The organism is Nocardioides sp. NBC_00163 (genome assembly GCF_045206295.1).
Lineage (GTDB): Bacteria > Actinomycetota > Actinomycetes > Propionibacteriales > Nocardioidaceae > Nocardioides.
Genome location: NZ_CP108155.1, coordinates 4953531 through 4971534, shown reverse-complemented (window position 1 = coordinate 4971534; position 18004 = coordinate 4953531). Strand labels below are relative to the sequence as shown.

Annotated in this window: 13 protein-coding genes; 2 read left to right on the top strand and 11 right to left on the bottom strand. The window is 70.4% G+C overall.

Annotated features, from left to right (window positions below; genetic code table 11):
• Positions 1-179 precede the first annotated feature (179 nt).
• From OG801_RS23815 to OG801_RS23800, 4 genes are all read right to left on the bottom strand, one after another.
• A complete protein-coding gene (locus OG801_RS23815; protein WP_406031652.1) occupies positions 180-2312 on the bottom strand; it encodes a PQQ-dependent sugar dehydrogenase in 2133 nt (710 codons plus the stop codon).
• Between the two features lie 156 nt (positions 2313-2468).
• Positions 2469-3674, bottom strand: a complete 1206-nt coding sequence (locus tag OG801_RS23810) for an ROK family transcriptional regulator (protein ID WP_355020082.1) — start codon at positions 3672-3674, stop codon at positions 2469-2471.
• A gap of 30 nt (positions 3675-3704) precedes the next feature.
• Positions 3705-4838, bottom strand: a complete 1134-nt coding sequence (gene ftsY / locus OG801_RS23805) for a signal recognition particle-docking protein FtsY (RefSeq protein WP_355020136.1) — start codon at positions 4836-4838, stop codon at positions 3705-3707.
• Positions 4839-4856: 18 nt separating this feature from the next.
• On the bottom strand, positions 4857-5111 hold the full coding sequence (locus tag OG801_RS23800) for a hypothetical protein (protein WP_355020083.1): 255 nt from the start codon (positions 5109-5111) through the stop codon (positions 4857-4859).
• A gap of 168 nt (positions 5112-5279) precedes the next feature.
• Between OG801_RS23800 and OG801_RS23795 the strand changes: the two genes are divergently transcribed.
• Both OG801_RS23795 and OG801_RS23790 read left to right on the top strand, forming a co-directional pair.
• Entirely contained in the window at positions 5280-6272 is a 993-nt protein-coding gene (locus OG801_RS23795) for a glycosyltransferase family 2 protein (RefSeq protein ID WP_406031651.1), read from the top strand.
• 26 nt (positions 6273-6298) lie between these two features.
• The gene (locus OG801_RS23790; RefSeq protein ID WP_406031650.1) at positions 6299-7342 is read left to right on the top strand and encodes a methyltransferase domain-containing protein; all 1044 of its coding nucleotides are present in this window, start codon (positions 6299-6301) and stop codon (positions 7340-7342) included.
• 136 nt (positions 7343-7478) lie between these two features.
• On the opposite strand, the gene OG801_RS23785 is transcribed toward OG801_RS23790, so the two are convergent.
• The 7 genes from OG801_RS23785 to OG801_RS23755 all read right to left on the bottom strand — a co-directional run bounded on the left by OG801_RS23785 (position 7479) and on the right by OG801_RS23755 (position 17835).
• Positions 7479-8489: an FUSC family protein gene (locus tag OG801_RS23785; RefSeq protein ID WP_355020086.1), complete on the bottom strand. Its 1011-nt coding sequence runs from the start codon at positions 8487-8489 to the stop codon at positions 7479-7481.
• Between the two features lie 81 nt (positions 8490-8570).
• The gene (locus OG801_RS23780) at positions 8571-9191 is read right to left on the bottom strand and encodes a maleylpyruvate isomerase family mycothiol-dependent enzyme (RefSeq protein WP_406031649.1); all 621 of its coding nucleotides are present in this window, start codon (positions 9189-9191) and stop codon (positions 8571-8573) included.
• Between the two features lie 20 nt (positions 9192-9211).
• Complete coding sequence (locus OG801_RS23775; protein WP_406031648.1) at positions 9212-12370, bottom strand: glycosyltransferase; 3159 nt, start codon at positions 12368-12370, stop codon at positions 9212-9214.
• A gap of 106 nt (positions 12371-12476) precedes the next feature.
• A complete protein-coding gene (locus tag OG801_RS23770; protein ID WP_355020089.1) occupies positions 12477-12929 on the bottom strand; it encodes a thioesterase family protein in 453 nt (150 codons plus the stop codon).
• 18 nt (positions 12930-12947) lie between these two features.
• Positions 12948-15017 carry an acyltransferase family protein gene (locus OG801_RS23765; protein ID WP_406031647.1) on the bottom strand — a complete coding sequence of 690 codons (2070 nt, stop codon included), beginning with the start codon at positions 15015-15017 and terminating at the stop codon, positions 12948-12950.
• Entirely contained in the window at positions 15014-16750 is a 1737-nt protein-coding gene (locus tag OG801_RS23760; protein WP_406031646.1) for a glycosyltransferase family 2 protein, read from the bottom strand. Before OG801_RS23760 ends, OG801_RS23765 begins: the two co-directional genes overlap by 4 nt.
• Positions 16747-17835 carry a glycosyltransferase gene (locus OG801_RS23755; RefSeq protein WP_406031645.1) on the bottom strand — a complete coding sequence of 363 codons (1089 nt, stop codon included), beginning with the start codon at positions 17833-17835 and terminating at the stop codon, positions 16747-16749. The genes OG801_RS23760 and OG801_RS23755 overlap by 4 nt, the downstream gene beginning before the upstream one ends.
• Positions 17836-18004: the final 169 nt, after the last annotated feature.

Here is an 18004-nt window from a genome sequence, read left to right as displayed (position 1 = left end):
GCAGTCACAGAATTCGGTGACTGAGAGACAAACTAGTGACCTTTCTCACGTTGTACAACCCTTTCGCGGCGGTTTCTGCAAAGTTTCTGTCGAACTTTGAAAAGTGATTGGACAAAGTAGCCGAAAGGGGCACCCGACCAGAGTTGGCCGAATGCCCCTTTCAGGGTCGATCGCGAGGGTCACTCGCTGGGTGCGATCACCACCTCGTCGGTGCCGGTGAGCGCCGGGATGTCGCCGTCACCGGGGTCGGTGTACTCCGCCACGAAGACGGCGTTCAGGTCGTCCTGCCCGGGGTCGTGGCCACCGGGGACGGTCGTCACGATCGAGCCGCTGCAGCCGTTCGCGGTGGACTGCGGGTGCCCGTGCTCGTCGTGGCCCAGGACGTACGTCACCGAGACCCGGTCGCAGTCCACAGCCTGGTCGTCGGTCACCTCGACCTGGAACTGGACGGTGTCACCGAAGTGGAACGCCTCGCCGGGCGCCGGGCTGGTCGTCAGGGTCACCACCGGAACGTCGTTGCCGACGATCACGTCGACGTCCGCCGAGGCGTGCTTGCCACGACCCGCCTTGCCCTTGTCGGTGACGGTCAGGGTCGCACGGTAGGCCCCCGGCTCGTCGTAGGTGTGGGTAGCGGTCTTCCCGGTGGCGTCGAAGGTGCCGTCACCGTCGAAGTCCCACTGGTAGACGAGGCGGTCGCCGTCAGGATCGGTCGTCCCGGCACTGTCGAAGGCGACGGTCAGCGGCGGCTGACCGGCGGTCTTGTCGGCGCTGATGACCGGCTTCGGGCTGTGGTTACCGGTGCGGGCGATGTAGTCGATCCGGGAGACCTGGGCCTCCTCGTTCTCGCTGAAGAACCCATCGCCGTACTCGAGCATGTAGAGCGAGCCGTCCTTGCCGAACTCCAGGTCCATCACGTTGTCCGTGGCGAACGAGGAGAGGACTGACTCGATCCCGGTCAGGTTCCCGTCGGCGTCCAAGCGCATGCCCTTGATGTAGTCGCGGGTCCACTCGGCGAGCAGCGGGACGCCGTCGTAGTACTGCGGCCACGCACCAGACCGCGGCCCGGACGCCACGGACTTCTTGAAGTCGTACACGGGGCCCGCCATCGGCCCGATGCCGCCCTGCGTACCGAGCTCGGGGAACTCCTCGGACTGGCCGTAGGAATACCACACGGTCGGCTGGGTGACCGGCGGCAGCTGGGTCAGACCCGTGTTGTGCCGAGAGTCGTTGACCGGGGCGTCACAGTCGAACGCCGGCCCTGAGGTACCGGTCGCGAAGTCGTAGTCGCGATAGGGCAGCTCGGCGGTCGCGCACAGCGGCCAGCCGTAGTTGGCAGGCTCCGTGACGACGGTCCACTTGCCCTGGCCGGCAGGCCCGCGCTCTGGGTTCGCAGCGGAGGCGTCGGGCGAGTAGTCGGCCACGAAGACGCGGTCGGTCTGCGGGTCGATCTCGATCCGGAACGGGTTGCGCAGGCCCATCGCATAGATCTCCGGACGGGTCTTGGGCGTGCCCTTCTTGAAGAGATTGCCCGTCGGGACGGTGTAGCCGCCCGAACGTCCCGGCTTGATCCGGACGAGCTTGCCGCGCAGGTCGTTGGTGTTGGCGGCCGTACGCCTCGCGTCGAAGGCGGGGCTGCGGTTCTCGCGGTCGTCGAGCGGGGCGTACCCGTCAGACTGGAACGGGTCGGTGTCGTCGCCGGTGGCGAGGATCAGGTTGCCCGCGGAGTCGAAGACGATGTCGCCGCCGACGTGGCAGCAGCGCCCCCGGTCCACCGGTACGTCGATGATCTGCTGCTCGGTGGACAGGTCGATCTTGCCGCCGGCGAACTTGTAGCGCGAGAGCCGGATCGCACCCTTGAAGGGCTCGAAGTCGGCGGGCGTGCCGTACTCGGGGGCGTCACCCTCGTTGACGTCCGGCGTGGCCGGATCGTCGACGGGGGTGTTCATCGGCGGTGAGTAGTAGACGTAGACCCACTTGTTGGTCCGGCCGTTGTATCCGGGGTCGAGCGCGATGCTCTGCAGGCCCTCCTCGTCGTGCTGGTAGACGTCGAACTGGGCTGCGACGCTGTTGACGCCGGTGTCGGCGTCGTTGAGCCACACCTTCCCGGCGCGGGTGGTGTGGAGGACGTCCCCGTTGGGCAGGACCGCGAGGTCCATCGGCTCACCGGGGCGGTCGTTGAGGGTCACCTTCTCGAAGTCGGTGTCAGGCGGCGGGGCAGCCGTGGGGGCCGCGTCCGCGGACGTCGTGAGGGGGAGAACCAGGAGGCCGGAGACCACGGTGGTGGCGACGCTCCAGAGGGTGAATCTGCGCACGGTCCATCTCCTTCTCTCGCTGCATGGGAGGGGAGCGAGATCGTCCGCGAACGTATCGATGTGACGCCGGTCACGTCAAGTGACTTGCGTACTTTCGCAAGATGATTTCGAAAGATGGGACGTTAGTCCGCCTCTGAGGTGGCCCGGGAGCCGGGTCTACGCCTCTCCGCTGCTGGGCGCGTACACCGAGGCGCTGATCAGGTGGGCGGCCCCGATGACGCCGCCCTCGTCACCCAGCTCACTGAGCACGATCGGGAGGTTGCCGGTCGCCAGCGGCAGCGAGCGACGGTAGGTCACGCTGCGGATCTCGGCGAGCAGGCCATGGCCCAGCTTGCTGACCCGGCCGCCGATGACGATCAGGCCGGGGTTGAAGAACGAGACCAGGCTGGCCAGGACCTGGCCGATGCGGTGTCCGCTCTCCCGGATGAGCTGGACAGCCTGGGCATCGCCACGGGCCACTGCGATGGCGATGTCCTCGGCGCTCAGCTCGCCCTTCTCCGCGAGCAGCTCGGCCAGCACCGGAGAGCGTCCCGAACGGGCCGCGGCGAGCGCCTCGCGAGCGAGCGCCGCCCCTCCGGAGAACGCCTCGAGACAGCCGGTGTTTCCGCAGGCGCAGGTGGGCCCGAAGTCCTCGACGCGGATGTGGCCGATGTCGCCGGCGCAGCCGTCGACGCCGCGGTAGAGCTCCCCGTCGACGACGATCCCGCAGCCGATGCCGGTGCCGATCTTGACGTAGAGGAAGTCACGAGCGGTCCGGGCGACGCCGGCGTGCTGCTCCCCCGCCGCGAGGACGTTGACGTCGTTGTCGAGCACGACCGGGCAGCCGAGCTCCCGGGCGACTGCGTCTCGCACCGGGTAGCCGTCCCAGCCCGGCATGATCGGCGGGGACACCGAGACGCCGCGGTGGAAGTCGACCGGCCCGGGTACGCCGACGCCCGCGCCCATCGGCTCGGTGACGTCGTGCTCGTCCAGAAGGGCGCGTACCTCGTCGAGCGCGGTCGCGAGCACCTTCTCCGGGCCGCTGCGGATGTCGCACGCCCGGGTGCGGGTGGCGATCACCGACAGCCGGCCGTCGGTGAGGCCCACCGACATGCTGGTGGCGCCGATCGAGATGCCGACGAACCGGATGTCCGGCGCGAGGTCGACCAGGGTCGAGCGCCGGCCGCCCCGGGAGGCCGCCGGCCCGACCTCGTGGGCCATGCCCAGCTCGGTGAGCCGGCCGACCTCGGCCGCGATCGTGGTGCGGGAGACGTTCAGTCGGTCAGCGAGCTGAACCCGCGACAGCGGGCCCTCGTCACGGAGCTGGGCGAGCAGTCGTGCCTGCATGGAAGTCTCGGCCCGGCCGGCGAGTGAATGGCGCATACCGGCGATCCTGCCATGTGGCACAGGGAGTTAGCCCAGGAGCGCGTCGACGAAGGCCTCAGGGGTGAACGGAGCCAGATCGTCGGGGCCTTCACCGAGGCCGACGAGCTTGACCGGAACACCGAGCTCGCGCTGCACGGCGACGACGATGCCACCCTTGGCGGAGCCGTCGAGCTTGGTGAGGACGATGCCGCTGACCGCGACGGCCTCGCTGAAGACGCGGGCCTGGATGAGGCCGTTCTGGCCGGTGGTGGCGTCGAGGACGAGCAGCACCTCGGTGACCGGGGTCTGCTTCTCGATGACGCGCTTGACCTTGCCGAGCTCGTCCATCAGGCCGGCCTTGTTCTGCAGCCGGCCGGCGGTGTCGACGATGACGGTGTCGACGCCGGTGTCGAGGCCCTCCTTGACCGAGTCGAAGGCGACGCTGGCCGGGTCGGTGCCCTCCGGGCCGCGTACGACCTCGACGCCGACGCGCTCGCCCCAGGTGGTCAGCTGCTCGGCGGCAGCGGCACGGAAGGTGTCGGCGGCACCGAGGACGACCTTGCGGTCCTCGGAGACCAGGATGCGGGCGAGCTTGCCGGTGGTGGTGGTCTTGCCGGTGCCGTTCACGCCGACCATCAGCACCACGCCGGGAGCGCCGTCGGCGCCGCTGACCTGGAGCCGGCGGTCCATGCCGGGGTCGACCAGCTTGATCAGCTCGTCACGCAGCGCCGCCTTGACGTCGGACTTGCCGCCCTCGACGCGCAGCCGGGTGCGCAGCCCCTCGACCAGCTCCTGGGTCGGGGTGACGCCGATGTCGGCGGTGAGCAGCAGGTCCTCGATGGACTCCCAGGTGTCCTCGTCGAGCTTGTCGGACGAGAGTAGGTTGAGCAGCCCGCGACCCAGCGCGTTGGAGCCGGCCAGGCGCTGGCGCAGCCGCACCAGACGGGAGGCGGTGCTCTCCGGCTTCTCGATGACCGGCGCGGCGGGCTCCGCCGGCACCGTCTCCGGCTCGGCCTCCCCGACCGTCGGCTCCTCCGGGCGGGTGATGACATCGGTCCCCGCCTGGGTCGGCAGCGAACGCTCCTTGCGGCGCCGGGTGCTGGTGACCAGACCGGCGATGCCGCCGCCGATGATCGCGACAGCGGCGACCGCGATGATGACGATGAGGGTGACCATGTCCATGGGCCTCATCCAATCAAACTAGGCGTTCTTTTCCGTAGTTCCTGGCTTGCGCTCACCGAGCAGCTCGGTGAGACGGTCCTCACGGCGGGTCTGCAGGCGCGTGGCCGGGCTGAGCGTGGGGGCCGTGTCGACGGCCCGCTCCATCGCCTTGCCGAGCTTGGTGGCGTACGGCATCTTCTGTCCGCGGTGGGGGAAGACCGTGTAGACGATCACGAGTCCGGCCAGCGCGACGATGACGAACATCGCCACGAAGATGACAAGGATGGTCGTCACTGGCTCGGCCAGCCCCCTTCTGGATACTCACGGACGGCGTCCACCCTCGCACACCTCGCCCCCGGAGCACACAACGGCACGCGCGGGCACGCGCGCCCGCGCCCGGGGTGTCCCGTCGTACGGCGCGGGATCTCGACAACGTACACCGGGCCGGTAGTGTTTCACGGCATGAGGATCATCGGGACAATGATGGTCCGGGACGAGGTCGACATCGTCGCCGCGATGATCGAGCACCACCTGGACCAGGGTGTCGACACGTTGATCGTCACGGACAACGCGTCGGTCGACGGCACCACCGAGGTGCTCGAGCGCTATGCCGCCACGGGACGGGTCGAGCTCCACCACGACCCTGTCCACGAGAAGCAGCAGGGCAAGGTCGTCACCTCGATGGCCCGACGTGCCCGCACCCACTTCCGCGCCGATTGGGTCCTCAACCTCGACGCCGACGAGTTCCTGGTGCCGAAGGACAAGGGCCTGACCGTACGCCAGGCGCTCGAGGCCACTCCCCTGTCGCTGAACGCGTTCACCGTCGAGGTCGAGAACCTCGTCGGTCCGCCCGAATGGACCGGCGGCGGCATCAATCGGCTCCAGTGGCGCGACCGGCGCTCCGACGAGCGCCTCGAGGCGGTCGGGCTCCACGCGCATCCGACGCCCAACGCGATCCACCGCGGCGAGTCGGACATCAAGGTCGTCCAGGGCAACCACTTCGTCTCGCTGATGAGCAACGGCCAGCCGCCCGACGAGGTCGCCCTCGAGGTGCTCCACCTCCCCTGGCGCTCCTGGGCCCAGCTCGAGCGCAAGGTGATCAACGCCGGCAAGGGCTACGAGGCCAACCCCGACCTGAAGCCGAGCCCGCGCCACCACGGGATGCGCGACTACCAGCGCTACCTGAGCGGCACCCTGCAGGACGCCTACCTCGCGCGCACGCCGACCCGGGCCGAGCTCGCCGCAGGGGCCTTCTCCGGGGACTACTCGTTCGACGACTGGTTGACCTACCACCTGCACATCGTGCTCGGCCGCGCGCTCGTCCTCGACCTCATGCGTGACGTGCTCGACCCCGAGAACGACAAGGCCGTGCCCGACGACGAGCACGCTCTTGGTGCCGAGCGCGGCCGGGCCGCACTGGCCGCCGAGCCCTACATCCCACCCCGCACCAGCTGAAAACTCTCTTCTCAGGAGGACCTGTCTTGCCCACCTTCAGGGGCGCCGTACGCCGCGGCCTCGCCGCCGCAGGTCTGCAGACCGTCCGTGCCGCCGATGCCGAGGCCGCGCGCCTGCACGACCGGATCGACGAGCTCAAGCAGCGCAACCAGAAGCTGCGTACGAAGGTGGAGGGGCTGCAGGGCGACCGAAACCGCACCACTGCGGTGCCGGCCATCCCGGGACTGGACCGGCTCGAGCTGCGTCGCGAGCAGGTGCTCGCCGGGGTCAAGCCCGACGCCCTGATCCTGGAGATCGGCCCCGCGCACAACGCGATCCTGCCCAAGCGGGACGGCTATGACGTACGCATCGTCGACTATCTCGACCGCGAGGGTCTGGTTCAGCGCTACGCCGGTTTCTCCCAGTACGACCCCGATGACATCGAGGAGGTCGACTACGTCTTCCGGCCGGGAACTCCCTGGTCAGACGTGATCCCGGAGCGCTTCGACCTCGTCGTCGCCTCCCACGTCATCGAGCACACCACCTCGATGATCGACTTCATCAACGAGTGCGAGAAGCTGCTCAACCCCGAAGGCGTGCTCGCCCTCGTCATCCCCGACCACCGCTACTGCTTCGACCGCTTCCGCGAGCGCGCCTCGCTCTCGCGGGTCATCGACGCCTCGCTCTACCCGTCGTCGGTGCACACCATGGGCGCGGTCATCGAGGAGCGGCTCAACGCCGCCAAGCACGGCGGCATCACCGCCTGGGGTCCGCGCCACAAGGGCGACTACACCTTCGCCCACGCCCTTGAGGCCGTGAAGGCAAGTGGCGAGGAGGCCCAGCGCGGGGAGCGCTACATCGACACCCACAACTGGGTCTGCACCCCCAACCACCTCCGCCTTCTGCTCCAGGACCTCGCCGACCTCGACTTCATCTCGATGCGGGAGACGTCCTTCCACGACACCGTCAAGCACGAGTTCTTCATCAACCTCTCCCCCACCGGCGAAGGCACCGGCCTCACCCGCGAGGAGCTCGTCGTCCTGGCCGACGACGAGCGCCGCGTCCTCGATCAGGCAGTCTTCGAGAAGTAGCCGAGGCGTCACTCCCGTCGGCCGAGACGTCAGCCCGGTCGGCCGACTCGGCACTGCCGTGACGTCTCGACCGACGTAAGTGACGTTTCGCCCGCCATATGTGACGTTTCGGCCGACGTACGTGACGCCTCGGCGGTCAGCGGCGCCGGAACTCGCGGAGGGCGAGGGCGGCGGCGAGGCCTACGACGACGCCGAGGAGGGTCTCGGCGAGGCGGGACCAGAGCAGGGCGTCGACGGGCTGCGGGTGGCCGAGCTGGACCATCAGCAGCGAGAGCGGGGTGATGGCGACGAGGGCGAGGCCGTAGTGACGCCCGACGAGCAGCTCGGTGATCCCTTGGAGCGCGGCGACGACCACCGCGACGACGAGGGCGGGGAGCGATACCGAGAGCAGCACCGCTGCCAGGACCAGGCCGACCAGGGTGCCGGCCACGCGCTGCAGCCCGCGGGTCGTCTGCGCCAGCAGCCCGGTGACGCCGAACGGCACCGCCGCAGCCACCATCGCCCAGTAGGTGTGACTGAGCCCGAGCGCGGTGGAGATCGTGCCGGCGACCACGACCGCGACGACGACCGCGGTCGCGTGGTCGAGGCGTACCTCACCGCGGCTGGCCTCGACCGAGGCTCCGCTGCCGACCAGCCGCTCCTCGAGCAGCCCGAGGAGCACGGCGACCAGGGCCGCGGCGGCTGCTACGCCGACGGCCACCCAGACACCCGACAGGGTCACCGGGAGCGCGGCACACGTCGCCACCGCGAAGACCGGGAACATCGGTCCCGGCGGCCGCAGCACGAACCGGTCCGAGAGCATCGACCCGGCCGCGGCCCATACCGCGGCGACGGGAATGACGAGCCAGGCCCGGTGCGGGGAGGTCGCGACGAGCGCGCCGCACAGGACCGCGGCACACATCAGCGCCCCGGCGGCAGTCTGGGTCCGCCAGCGTCCTCGCAGCGGCTGGCGGCCACCGTAGATGGAGGCGAAGGTGCCGAAGCAGGCGTACGCGGCCAGCTCGATGTGTCCGATCCCGGCCAGTGCCACCAGCCCGACCAGCAGCGTCGCGCTCGCGCGCCACGCGGGCGAGCGGCTTCCTGGCGCCGGTGAGATCCGGATCGACTCCTGCATCAACCGCTCGAGCCGGCTCCGGTCGCTGGCCAAACCGTCTCCCCCATGCCGTGGTGCCGTCATCGCTTCAGACACCATACGGCCACCTGGGCGAACCCAGATGGTCCGGAGCGCTCAGCCCAGCCGGCGTCGCAGCTCGGGGACGCCGTCTCCCTTGAGGTCCTCGAGCACCTCGCGCCTTCCGGCCATCGCCATGACGAGATCGAGCAGGCGGCCGTTGACCTCGGGGCCGTCGCCGGTCACGAACTCGGCGTCGACCGCTCGGAGCCGGAGTCCCTCGACCAGCGACTTGCTGTTGACCGCGAAGTCCTTGGTGGCGAAGGACCTGGCGACCGCAGCGAGCCCTTCGGGGTCGGGATCGTGCCGGATGCCGAGGGGCCGCCGGATGTCCTCGCCGTGCACGACCATCTCCCCCAGCCCGCCGACGCTCTCCGTCCGAGGCAGCCGGATGGGCCCGATCACGGCGTACATCTCGAGCGTCTCCTCCGGCGAGGATCCGCGGAACTCCTCGAGCCGCTTGCGGTTGTGTACGTCCGGATCGAACCGCGCCCCGATCATGCTGCGCAGCCAGGCCGGGAACGAGAGTCGTGAGGCCGCACCGAGGTGCGACACCACCTCCTCCGCGTCCCACTCCCCGCAGAGGGTGGCCGCGCGCCACTGCTCGGGCGAGAGCGACCTCAGGTCATCGACCAGTGCGTCCCGTTCGCGCAGCTGGATCACCGACAGCTTCGTCATGCGGACACTCTGACAGGTCGCTAGGAGCGGTCGCGCTTGGCGCGCTCCTCGAGCGCGATGTCGAGGAGGGATCGGGCGCGGGCGTCGAAGCCGTGGTCGCGGTGGATGCGGGCAGCCTCGGCGCGGATGTGCTCGTCGGTGCCGAAGACGACCGAGGGGTCGGGCATCGAGGACCATTTCACCAGGTCCTCGGGGGTCTCGTAGACCTGCACGGTGTCACCGAACACCTCGCGGAGACCGACGACGTCGTCGGAGATGACCCGGGCACCGGAGGCGACGGCGTCGAAGAGCCGGTTGGAGATGAAGCCGTAGTCGCGCATGTCGGCCCAGTGGTCGTTGAGCACGACCCCGGCGGCCCGGTACTCGGCGCCGAGCCGGGTGTTGGACATGAACTGGGCCTTGACGTAGTGGCGCGGGATGTAGGGCTCCCAGCCGTGGCCGTAGACCGACAGAGGCAGTCCTGCCGAGACCGCATCGTGGATGATCGGGCGCTCGACGTCGCGCGAGGTGCCGACGAAGAGCACCGCGTGACCGGAGTCGGGCAGCGCCCGGTCGGGGTTGAACAGCTCGGGGTCGGTGGCCTGTAGCAGCGGGTCGATGCGGATGCCCCACCGTGCCGACATCCGCTCGGCCCAGATCGGCCCGGCTGCCAGCAGCCGGTCGAACGAGGCTGCTTCGGCGCGGGTGACCGCGTCGGGGTGGGAGATCACCCAGCCGATGTTGATCCGGCCGTCGGGCGCCGGGAAGTAGCGCGAGAGACCGCGCAGGGTGACCACGACGTCGTCGTCGAGCGCGCTCGGCCGCTCCCACTCGTAGTGGTGGTCGACGACCGCCGACTGGCCGAGCCTACGCAGCGATCGGGCCAGCGCGCGGGCGAAGTGGGTGTCGCCCCACCGCTCGCCCTCCGGCGCTCCTGGCGCGGAGATCTTGATCGACCAGCGCAGCTGTGGGATGCCCTCGACGACCGAGGCGCGCGGCATCGGGGCGAGGATCGGGCGGGTGGCGGCGTACGTCTTAGCAGGGCCGGTCGGGTTCCCGGCCGCCGCGCGGCCGACGACCTGGTAGCCGCAGGCCGCCCAGGCGGCCACGTCGTCGCGGGGCTCGGTGCGCCCGGCCCAGCGGTCGAGGTAGATCAGCCGGTTGCGCGGGGCGCGGGCGAAGCGGCCCTTCGACTTCGACTCGTGGTGGACGACCTCGGAGGAGGTCACGACCCGGAACGAGCCCGGACGCAGCGCGGCGAGCCGGTGGCACAGGTCGACGTCCTCCATGCCGTTGGTGAAGATCGGGTCGAACCCCTCACATGCGACGACGTCGCGATAGCGCATCACCAGCGCCGCGCCGGTGAGCGCGGAGAACGGGTGGCCGTCGAGACCGGCGGCGTCCTCGGGCGGGTACTCGGCGAGCATGTTGTAGGGCAGCCCGCCGTAGGGCGGGAAGACGACCCCGGCCGACTGCACCGACCCGCTCGGGTAGAGCAGCAGCGGCTGCACCGCGAGCACCTCGGGATCCTCGAGAGCCGAGACAAGCGGCTCCAGCCAGCCGGCCAGGGCCGTGGTGTCGTTGTTGAGGAAGACCACGGTCTCGCCGGTGACGTACGGGATGGCGAGGTTGTTGCCGAGCGCGAAGTTGTGGTTGACCGTGCTGTGGACCACCTTCACCTCGGGGAACCGCAGCGGCAGCGAGTCGAGCACCGCCGAGACGCGGGCCGAGGAGCCGTTGTCCCAGACCACGATCTCGAGCCGCTTCTCCCCCGCGCCGTGCTCCATCACGGCCTCGACCGCGCCCACGGTCAGCAGCGAGTCGTCGTAGGTGGGGATGACGACCGAGACCACGTCGGGGTCAGGGGTGCGCGAGCCGAGCGCGTTCCAGTCGATGAAGGTCCGGTTGCGTACGACGTCCTCCCACGACTCCAGGTCGTGAGGGTCGAGCGGAAGCCGGTCCTGGCGCGGACGGCGCGGGTTGATGCCCTGACGCCGCTCGACGCCGACCTCGGGCACCACCTCGACGGTGGCCTGGGAGGTCAGTCGCAGCGCGAGGTCGTAGGCCCAGCCGAAGCCGATGTCGTCACGGGGACCACCGACCTCCGCCAGCAGCGGCGCGGAGATCAGCAGTCGCGAGAGCAGGGTCCGCATCAGCGGACCGGGCACGTCAGTCCCCGGCGAGGCCGGAGGTACGTCGACGGCGAACCGCTGCTCCTCCTGCCAGGGACGCTCCAGGACGTCGGCGACCAGCGGCCTCCCGGCCGCCTCGGCCACCGAGACCAGCCGCGCGAGACGGCCGGGCGTCCAGACGTCTCCCCCAGCGACGTACGCGACGAAGTCGCCGCTCACCTGCGAGAACGCCGCGACCACACCGGGCTCGCCGCGGTCCGGGTCGCCGAGCACCACCCGGGCGCCAGGGGTGACCTCAGGGATGACCTCGGCGACCGACGGGGTCAGGCCGCGGTCGATGACGATGATCTCGGTGCTCACCCCGGTCTGGGCGGCGACGCCGTCCAGCGTCGCGCGAGCGAGCTCGTCGGAGGCGCCCAGATCGACGATGACGGTGACCGTGCCTGCCGGCTCACGACCAGCCAGCGGGGCAGGGGCGCGGTCGATGTCCGGCCGCCAGGTCTTCGGGCCGCCCTGCCGGGCCTGCCACTCCGCGCGCCGGTCGCGGATCCAGTCGCGCAGGTCGGGGAACCGGCCGTCGACCTGCTCCAGCCAGTCGTTGGCGCGGCGTCCGTTGCGGGCGCCGCGGTCGACGTAGTGACCGATCGCGCCGCCGTAGAAGTTCTCGGTCTTGCGCCGCTCGGTGTAGCCGTCGGTGTCGAAGAGCGGGTGCGTCGGCTGCAGCCACAGCTCGGCGCGCAGCCAGTAGAGGAACGGGTCCTGGTCGCCCATCTGCTTGCGCAGCCGCGGGGTCAGCCGCGCGAGGAAGAACTCCGGGTCGAAGAGCGGGCTGGGCTGCGCCAGCGGCTTGGCCGGGTCCTGCTCGAGATAGTGCCGGGCGGCCCGTTTGCGGTCGAGGCGCTGACCGACCTGCTCGGCGTACCACTCGTGGTCGAACAGCGGGCAGTCGACGAGCAGACGTACGTCGTCGGCCCGGCTGTAGAGGGGCGAGTCGTTGTAGACCTTGCGAGCAAGGTCTCGCCCCCTGCGCAGTCCGCCACGTGCGATGCGCTTCAACTCTTCGTCCACAGAGGTCCCCCAAGACGCTCTAGATCGTGCTACGGCGGTGGATCAGCCTGTCACAGTGCCGGACAACGGTGAATGGCGCCACGCAAGATTTAGCGAGGCGTCACGGTCAGTTCTGCCGCCACAGCGGCATGACCGCCTCCCGGATCTCGTCGGGCATCGGCGTCACCGGACGTGACGCGTCGGTGTTGTCGACGTAGACGTGCACGAACCGGCCCTCGGCGGCGGCCTCCTCGCCCGGCCCCTGGAAGAGCCCGATCCGGTAGATGACCGACGAGCTCCCGACCTTGTCGACGACCAGCCCGGCCTCGACCGGCTCGGGGAACCCGATCTCGCGCAGGTAGCGGCACGAGGTCTCCGCGACGATCCCGATCTTCGGCAGCTTCCGCACGTTCACGCCGGTCGTCTCGAACAGGTAGGCGTTGACGGCGGTGTCGAAGTACTCGTAGTAGGTCGCATTGTTGAGGTGACCGTACGCGTCGTCGTCGCGCCAACGGGTGGTGATCGTGCGCCAGTGCACGTAGTCGGCGCGGGTCGGGGCCTTGCGGTCAGGAGTGCTCATCGCCGCTGATCTTAGATCCTAGAGCTCGTCCTCGACCGCACGGACCAGATAGGGCGCCAGCGTCATCGAGAAGGTCGCGGTGATGTGGCTCCGGTCGCGATAGGCCTGCACGTGGCCGACCACCAGGGGACACCGGTCCTCGTCGCAGTAGGCCGCAGAGAGGTCTATCAGCGAAGCGCCCGGCCCTGCCAGGCGAACCGCCTCGGCGAGCGGGTCAGAGGTGGCGTACGCCTCCTGGCGGGTCATCTCGCACGCGCCGGCGTCCGCGAGCGTCTCGATCTCGTCGAGGCAGGTCGCCGCCTCGGGGGTGAGGTACGGGTTGTCTGCGAGCGCGACGATCTTCGTGCCCCGCTCGAGGATCGGCTTCCAGGCCTGCGCGAGCTGGTCGGCGGCCGGGTCCGGCTTGCCGGCCGCGAGGTTCGGATTGCGGCGTTGGGTGACCAGCACGACGTCGTACGCCTCCTGGTCGAGCTGCTCGATCAGCGCCTCGCGGTAGGCGCGGCGCGGGTCACCCGCGGTGGCCGGGAGCAGCCCACCGCCGTTGGCGACCAACGTGTCGACCGACCAACCTGAGCTCTCGGCGACCCGGGTCAGGCCGGGGATCAGCGAAGCGCCGTGCGAGTCACCGACCAGCGCGACCCGGAGCGCATCCGGGTCGTCGGAGCCGAGGTGGCAGACCTTGGGGCGGGCGTCGGCGGCGTACGTCTCGATCTCGGGGAGATAGCACCGGTAGGCCCGGCCGGTGTCATCCTTACGGGCGATCGGCGCAGGGAGAAGCACGCCGTCGAGCTCCGGGTTCCGGCACCCCTCCATCAGGTCGGCGGCACCGAAGCACTCGGTGTCTCCCGATGCGAGCGCCTCAGCCTGAGCGCGACTCTCCTCGACCAGGTTGCGTCCATGCAGGATCCCGGGAACCGCGACGGCGGCGACCAGGGCCGCTCCGAGCACCCCGAAGAGGATGGCCCGCGGGGTGGTCCCCAGGATCGGTCCGGTGCGGAACGGCGTCTCCACGAACCGGTAGGTCAGGGCCGCGAGGCCGATGGTGACCAGGAGGATCAGCGGCTCGCGGAGCCAGGTGCCGAGCACGGGGCCGGTCTCGGGGAGCACGACCACGAGCGGCCAGTGCCACAGATAGAGCGAGTAGGAGACCGTCCCGATCCACTGCACGAGCGGATGGCCGACGACCCAAAGCCCGAGGCCGCGGGGCGCGCCCGCCCAGATGACCAGCGCGGTGCCGACGACCGGCAGCAGCGCCACCCAGCCCGGGAACGGCAGCGAGTCGTTGAAGAGCAGCAGCGCGCCGAGCACCCCGAGCCAGCCGGCCACCGCTGCGTACGGCGCCCAGCGCCCGGGCACGCGCTTGAGGGAGAGCGGCAGCACAGCGACGAGACCGCCGACCGCGAACTCCCAGGCGCGCGCGTAGGTGACGAAGTAGGAGTCGGCGCCGTCCATCGCGGTGACATAGACCGAGGCCGCGAAGCTGACCACGAAGACGGCGAGGAAGACCGCCCGGATCGCCGTCAGCCGCGCCTTCGGCCGTCGCCGGGTCAGGAGCGCCACGGCGACGATCAGCAGCGGCCAGATGAAGTAGAACTGCTCCTCGACCGAGAGGGACCAGTAGTGCTGCGCCGGCGATGGCGGGTCCTCGGCGGCGAGGTAGTCGACCGCGGCCCAGGACAGCTGCCAGTTCTCCACGTAGAACGCGGCCGCGACCGTCTCCCGCAGAAACTGCTGCCACAGCGCCTCCGGCACCAGGACGTACGTCGCCGCCGCACTGCACAAGAGCACCAGCAGCGCCGCCGGAAGCAGCCGCCGGATCCGGCGCGCCCAGAAGGCGCCCAGCCGTACCCCGCCGGGCTTGGCGGCCTCCCGCACCAGGTGGGAGGTGATCAGGAAGCCCGAGATGACGAAGAAGACGTCGACCCCGGCATACCCGCCGCGGATCGCCCCCGGCCACAGGTGGAAGAGCACGACACCGAGCACAGCGGTCGTACGCAGCGCCTGGATCTCGAGCCGCTTGTCCCGAACCGGCTGCCCGTCCTGCCCAGGCTGCCCGTCCTTGGCGGGCGCGACGGCGACTGCGGTCACCGGCGCACCCCGCGGACGATCCGGCCCGCCACGCGGCGGGCCTTGCGGACGCCCCGTTCGCCGAAGGTCAGCGGGATCTCGATCCCGTGGCGCGGGCGGCCGTCGAGCTCGACGATCTGAGCACGCTCGCCGATCCGCTCGCCGATGACGTCCTCATGGATGACCACCGGCCCGTCGAACTCGCCCAGCGCGTCGCGGCCCTCGAACCGCATCCGCCAGCGACCGCCCGAGAGCGCTGCGGTCGGCAGCGCGACTTCGAGGCTGCCGGAGGCGAGCTCTGTGGCGTCGTAGTCCAGCGTCCGGCGCCGGCGGTCGTGGAGAAACACGACGCGGAGCCTAGCGGGCCCCACCATCGTGTGAGCCAGGTGCAGGTGCGCGCGGCCGTCGACGAGCGAGAGCGAGGTGGCGGTCACCGGGTCGGTCGCGCCCGAGACCACCTGGCGCAGCAGCTCCGGGCCCTCGTCGAGGGCCGCCATGATCCGGCCGAGCCGCCAGCCCGGCGCCTCGCCGGCGTCGCCGGCCCTGACCGCCTCGGCGACCGCGGTGAACAGGTCGCGGTGCTTGAGCACCAGGTCGGCGAGGTCGTCCCCGACGAGCGTCTCGTCGCCCAGTGAGATCGTCGCGACGGCGTTGACCAGCGGCCGCTGGAGCGTACGCAGCGGCACCACGCCGCTGTCGGCGACCAGCTGCAGCGTCTCCAGGATGTCGGCGACCGCCCGGTCGCCCCAGCGGACGTCCTCGCCGATCAGCCGGGCCGCGGTCGCCCACTGACCCGACTCGACCAGCCGCCAGCCCCACCGCTTGTCGCGCTCCAGGTCGTCGACGACGCCGTCGTCGAAGAGCGCCATCAGCTCGGCGACCAGGACCCGCGCCGGCTCGAGCGCGGCTGGGTCGATCGCCGCCATCCCCCGCAGCGCCCGGACGATCGCCATCCAGCCGTCGGCGTCGAAGATCAGCGAGGCGTACTCCGCGCGCACCTCCGGGTCGCCGAGCGCGACGATCCGCCGGGCACAGCGCAGCTCCTGCTCCAAGTAGCTGATGATCCCCGCCGGCGAGTGCGACTTCGCCGTCATCGACCCCGGCCCGGGCCGGTCCCGGTAGACGTAGACCGTCTCGGTCACGATGTCGAAGCGGGCCGTGGTCAGCGCGTGGACCATCGGCTCGATGTCGTTGGACCGCGAGGCGTCGGGGAACGAGATCTTGGCCGCGTCCCAGAAGTCGCGCCGGAAGACCCGGTTCCAGCAGGCGCGGTTGCGCAGGGCCGACGGCGCATCGGCCAGCCTCACCAGGGTGCGCTCCTCGTCGAACGCCGGCCACGCCCGCACCGGCCACCAGACCCGGTCGCTGAAGAGCTTGAAGAACCGGCCGACGACCATGTCCGAGCCGGTCTCCCGCGTCTTGCGCAGCATCGCGGCGTACGCCCCGCGGGGCACCAGGTCGTCACCGTCCGCGAACGCGAGGAAGCGGCCGCGCGCCAGCGAGACACCGTGGTTGCGCGCCTGTCCCCCGCCCTTCCCGGGCGAGCGGACCACCGTCAGGCGCCGGTCGCGGGCGGCGTACGCCTCGGCGATCTCGAACGTCTCGTCGGTCGAGCCGTCGTCGACGACGATGACCTCGAGGTCCACCGGTTCGGCAGGCGTGGACTGGTCCTCGAGGATCGAGGAGAGCAGCTCGCCGACCCACAGGCCGACATCGTGCGTCGGGACGACGACGGAGAGCTCAGGCGTGGTCATCGGGCTGCACCCTCCAGATCGCCGGCCAGCTCGTCGAGCAGCCGCAGGTAGTCGCGCGACATGTCGTAGGGCGTGTACGCACGGGTGAACTCATGCGCGGCCCGATGCCGCGACTCCTGCCCGTCCAGGGCCTCCAGGATCGCCGCGGCCAGCGCCACCGGCTCATCGGGTTCCGGTGCATACGTCACCACCCAGGGCTGGTCGGCGAACTGCCGCGCGACCGGGGTGTCCGCCGGGATGAGTGCGGTGCGGCCGAAGGTGCCGGCGGCCAGCAGCGAGCCGGAGTTGAGGATGCGCCGGTACGGCAGCGCCACGACGTCGCTGGCCCGCATCCAGTCGGCGAAGTCGGCGGTCTCGACGAACCCGAGCCGCTTGACGATGTTGGGCGCCGAGAGCATCTCCTCGACCGTCTCCACGTCGGAGGCGGGCACCACCTTGCCGGCCACGACGAAGGTCAGGTCGGGCACCTGCTCGGCCGCGATCTCCACCGCCCGGCAGAGCACGTCAAGGCCCTTGTACGCCCGGATCTGACCGATGAAGCCGACCGTCGGCACCCCCTGCGGGACCCCGATGCGCTCGCGCGAGGCGGCGTCGTCACCGCCATCTGGGTAGACGCCGAGGTAGGACGAGTGCGGCAGGTCGACAACCTTGTCCGGCGGGAGCGCGTAGTAGGCCGCGGTCTCCTCGACGGTCGCCGGGTTGAGCTGGATGATCCGGGACGCGTAGCTCGCCAGCGCCTTGGCGACCGCGAGCTCGACATCGACGTAGTCGGCCTCGTGGGCGATCGAGTTGTGCACCGTCCACAGCACGTCGGCGCCACGATCGCGCAGGCCGCTCAGCACGTCCTCGAACCGGGCCGCGTTGGCCCACGCGTCCTCGAGGCTCTCGCAGCCGGCGGTCACCGGCGAGGTCCAGTGGACGTGGAGCACGTCTCCCCGCCCCATGTGCTCCGCGCGCGCCTCGAGCCGGTGCAGCCCCTGCACTCCTTCGACCACGTCCCAGCCCGCCGCCCGCGGTGCCACGGTGAGCATCGTGAGGTAGGGGTTGCTCCGGTAGTAGGGGAACGACAGCAGGGTCGAAGGCATGTGGGGGGTCCTCAAAGTACTTAACCGTGACGATCCCCCGAACGCCGAGACAAGGTCTCGCCGGTGCCCCGGTTGGCCGGTGACCGGAGGATTCTAGGCAGGCAAAAGAACCCACCTTGACCACTCAGACGGCTTCCCTGCATGCCTTCATCACGGGTTCATCGATGGT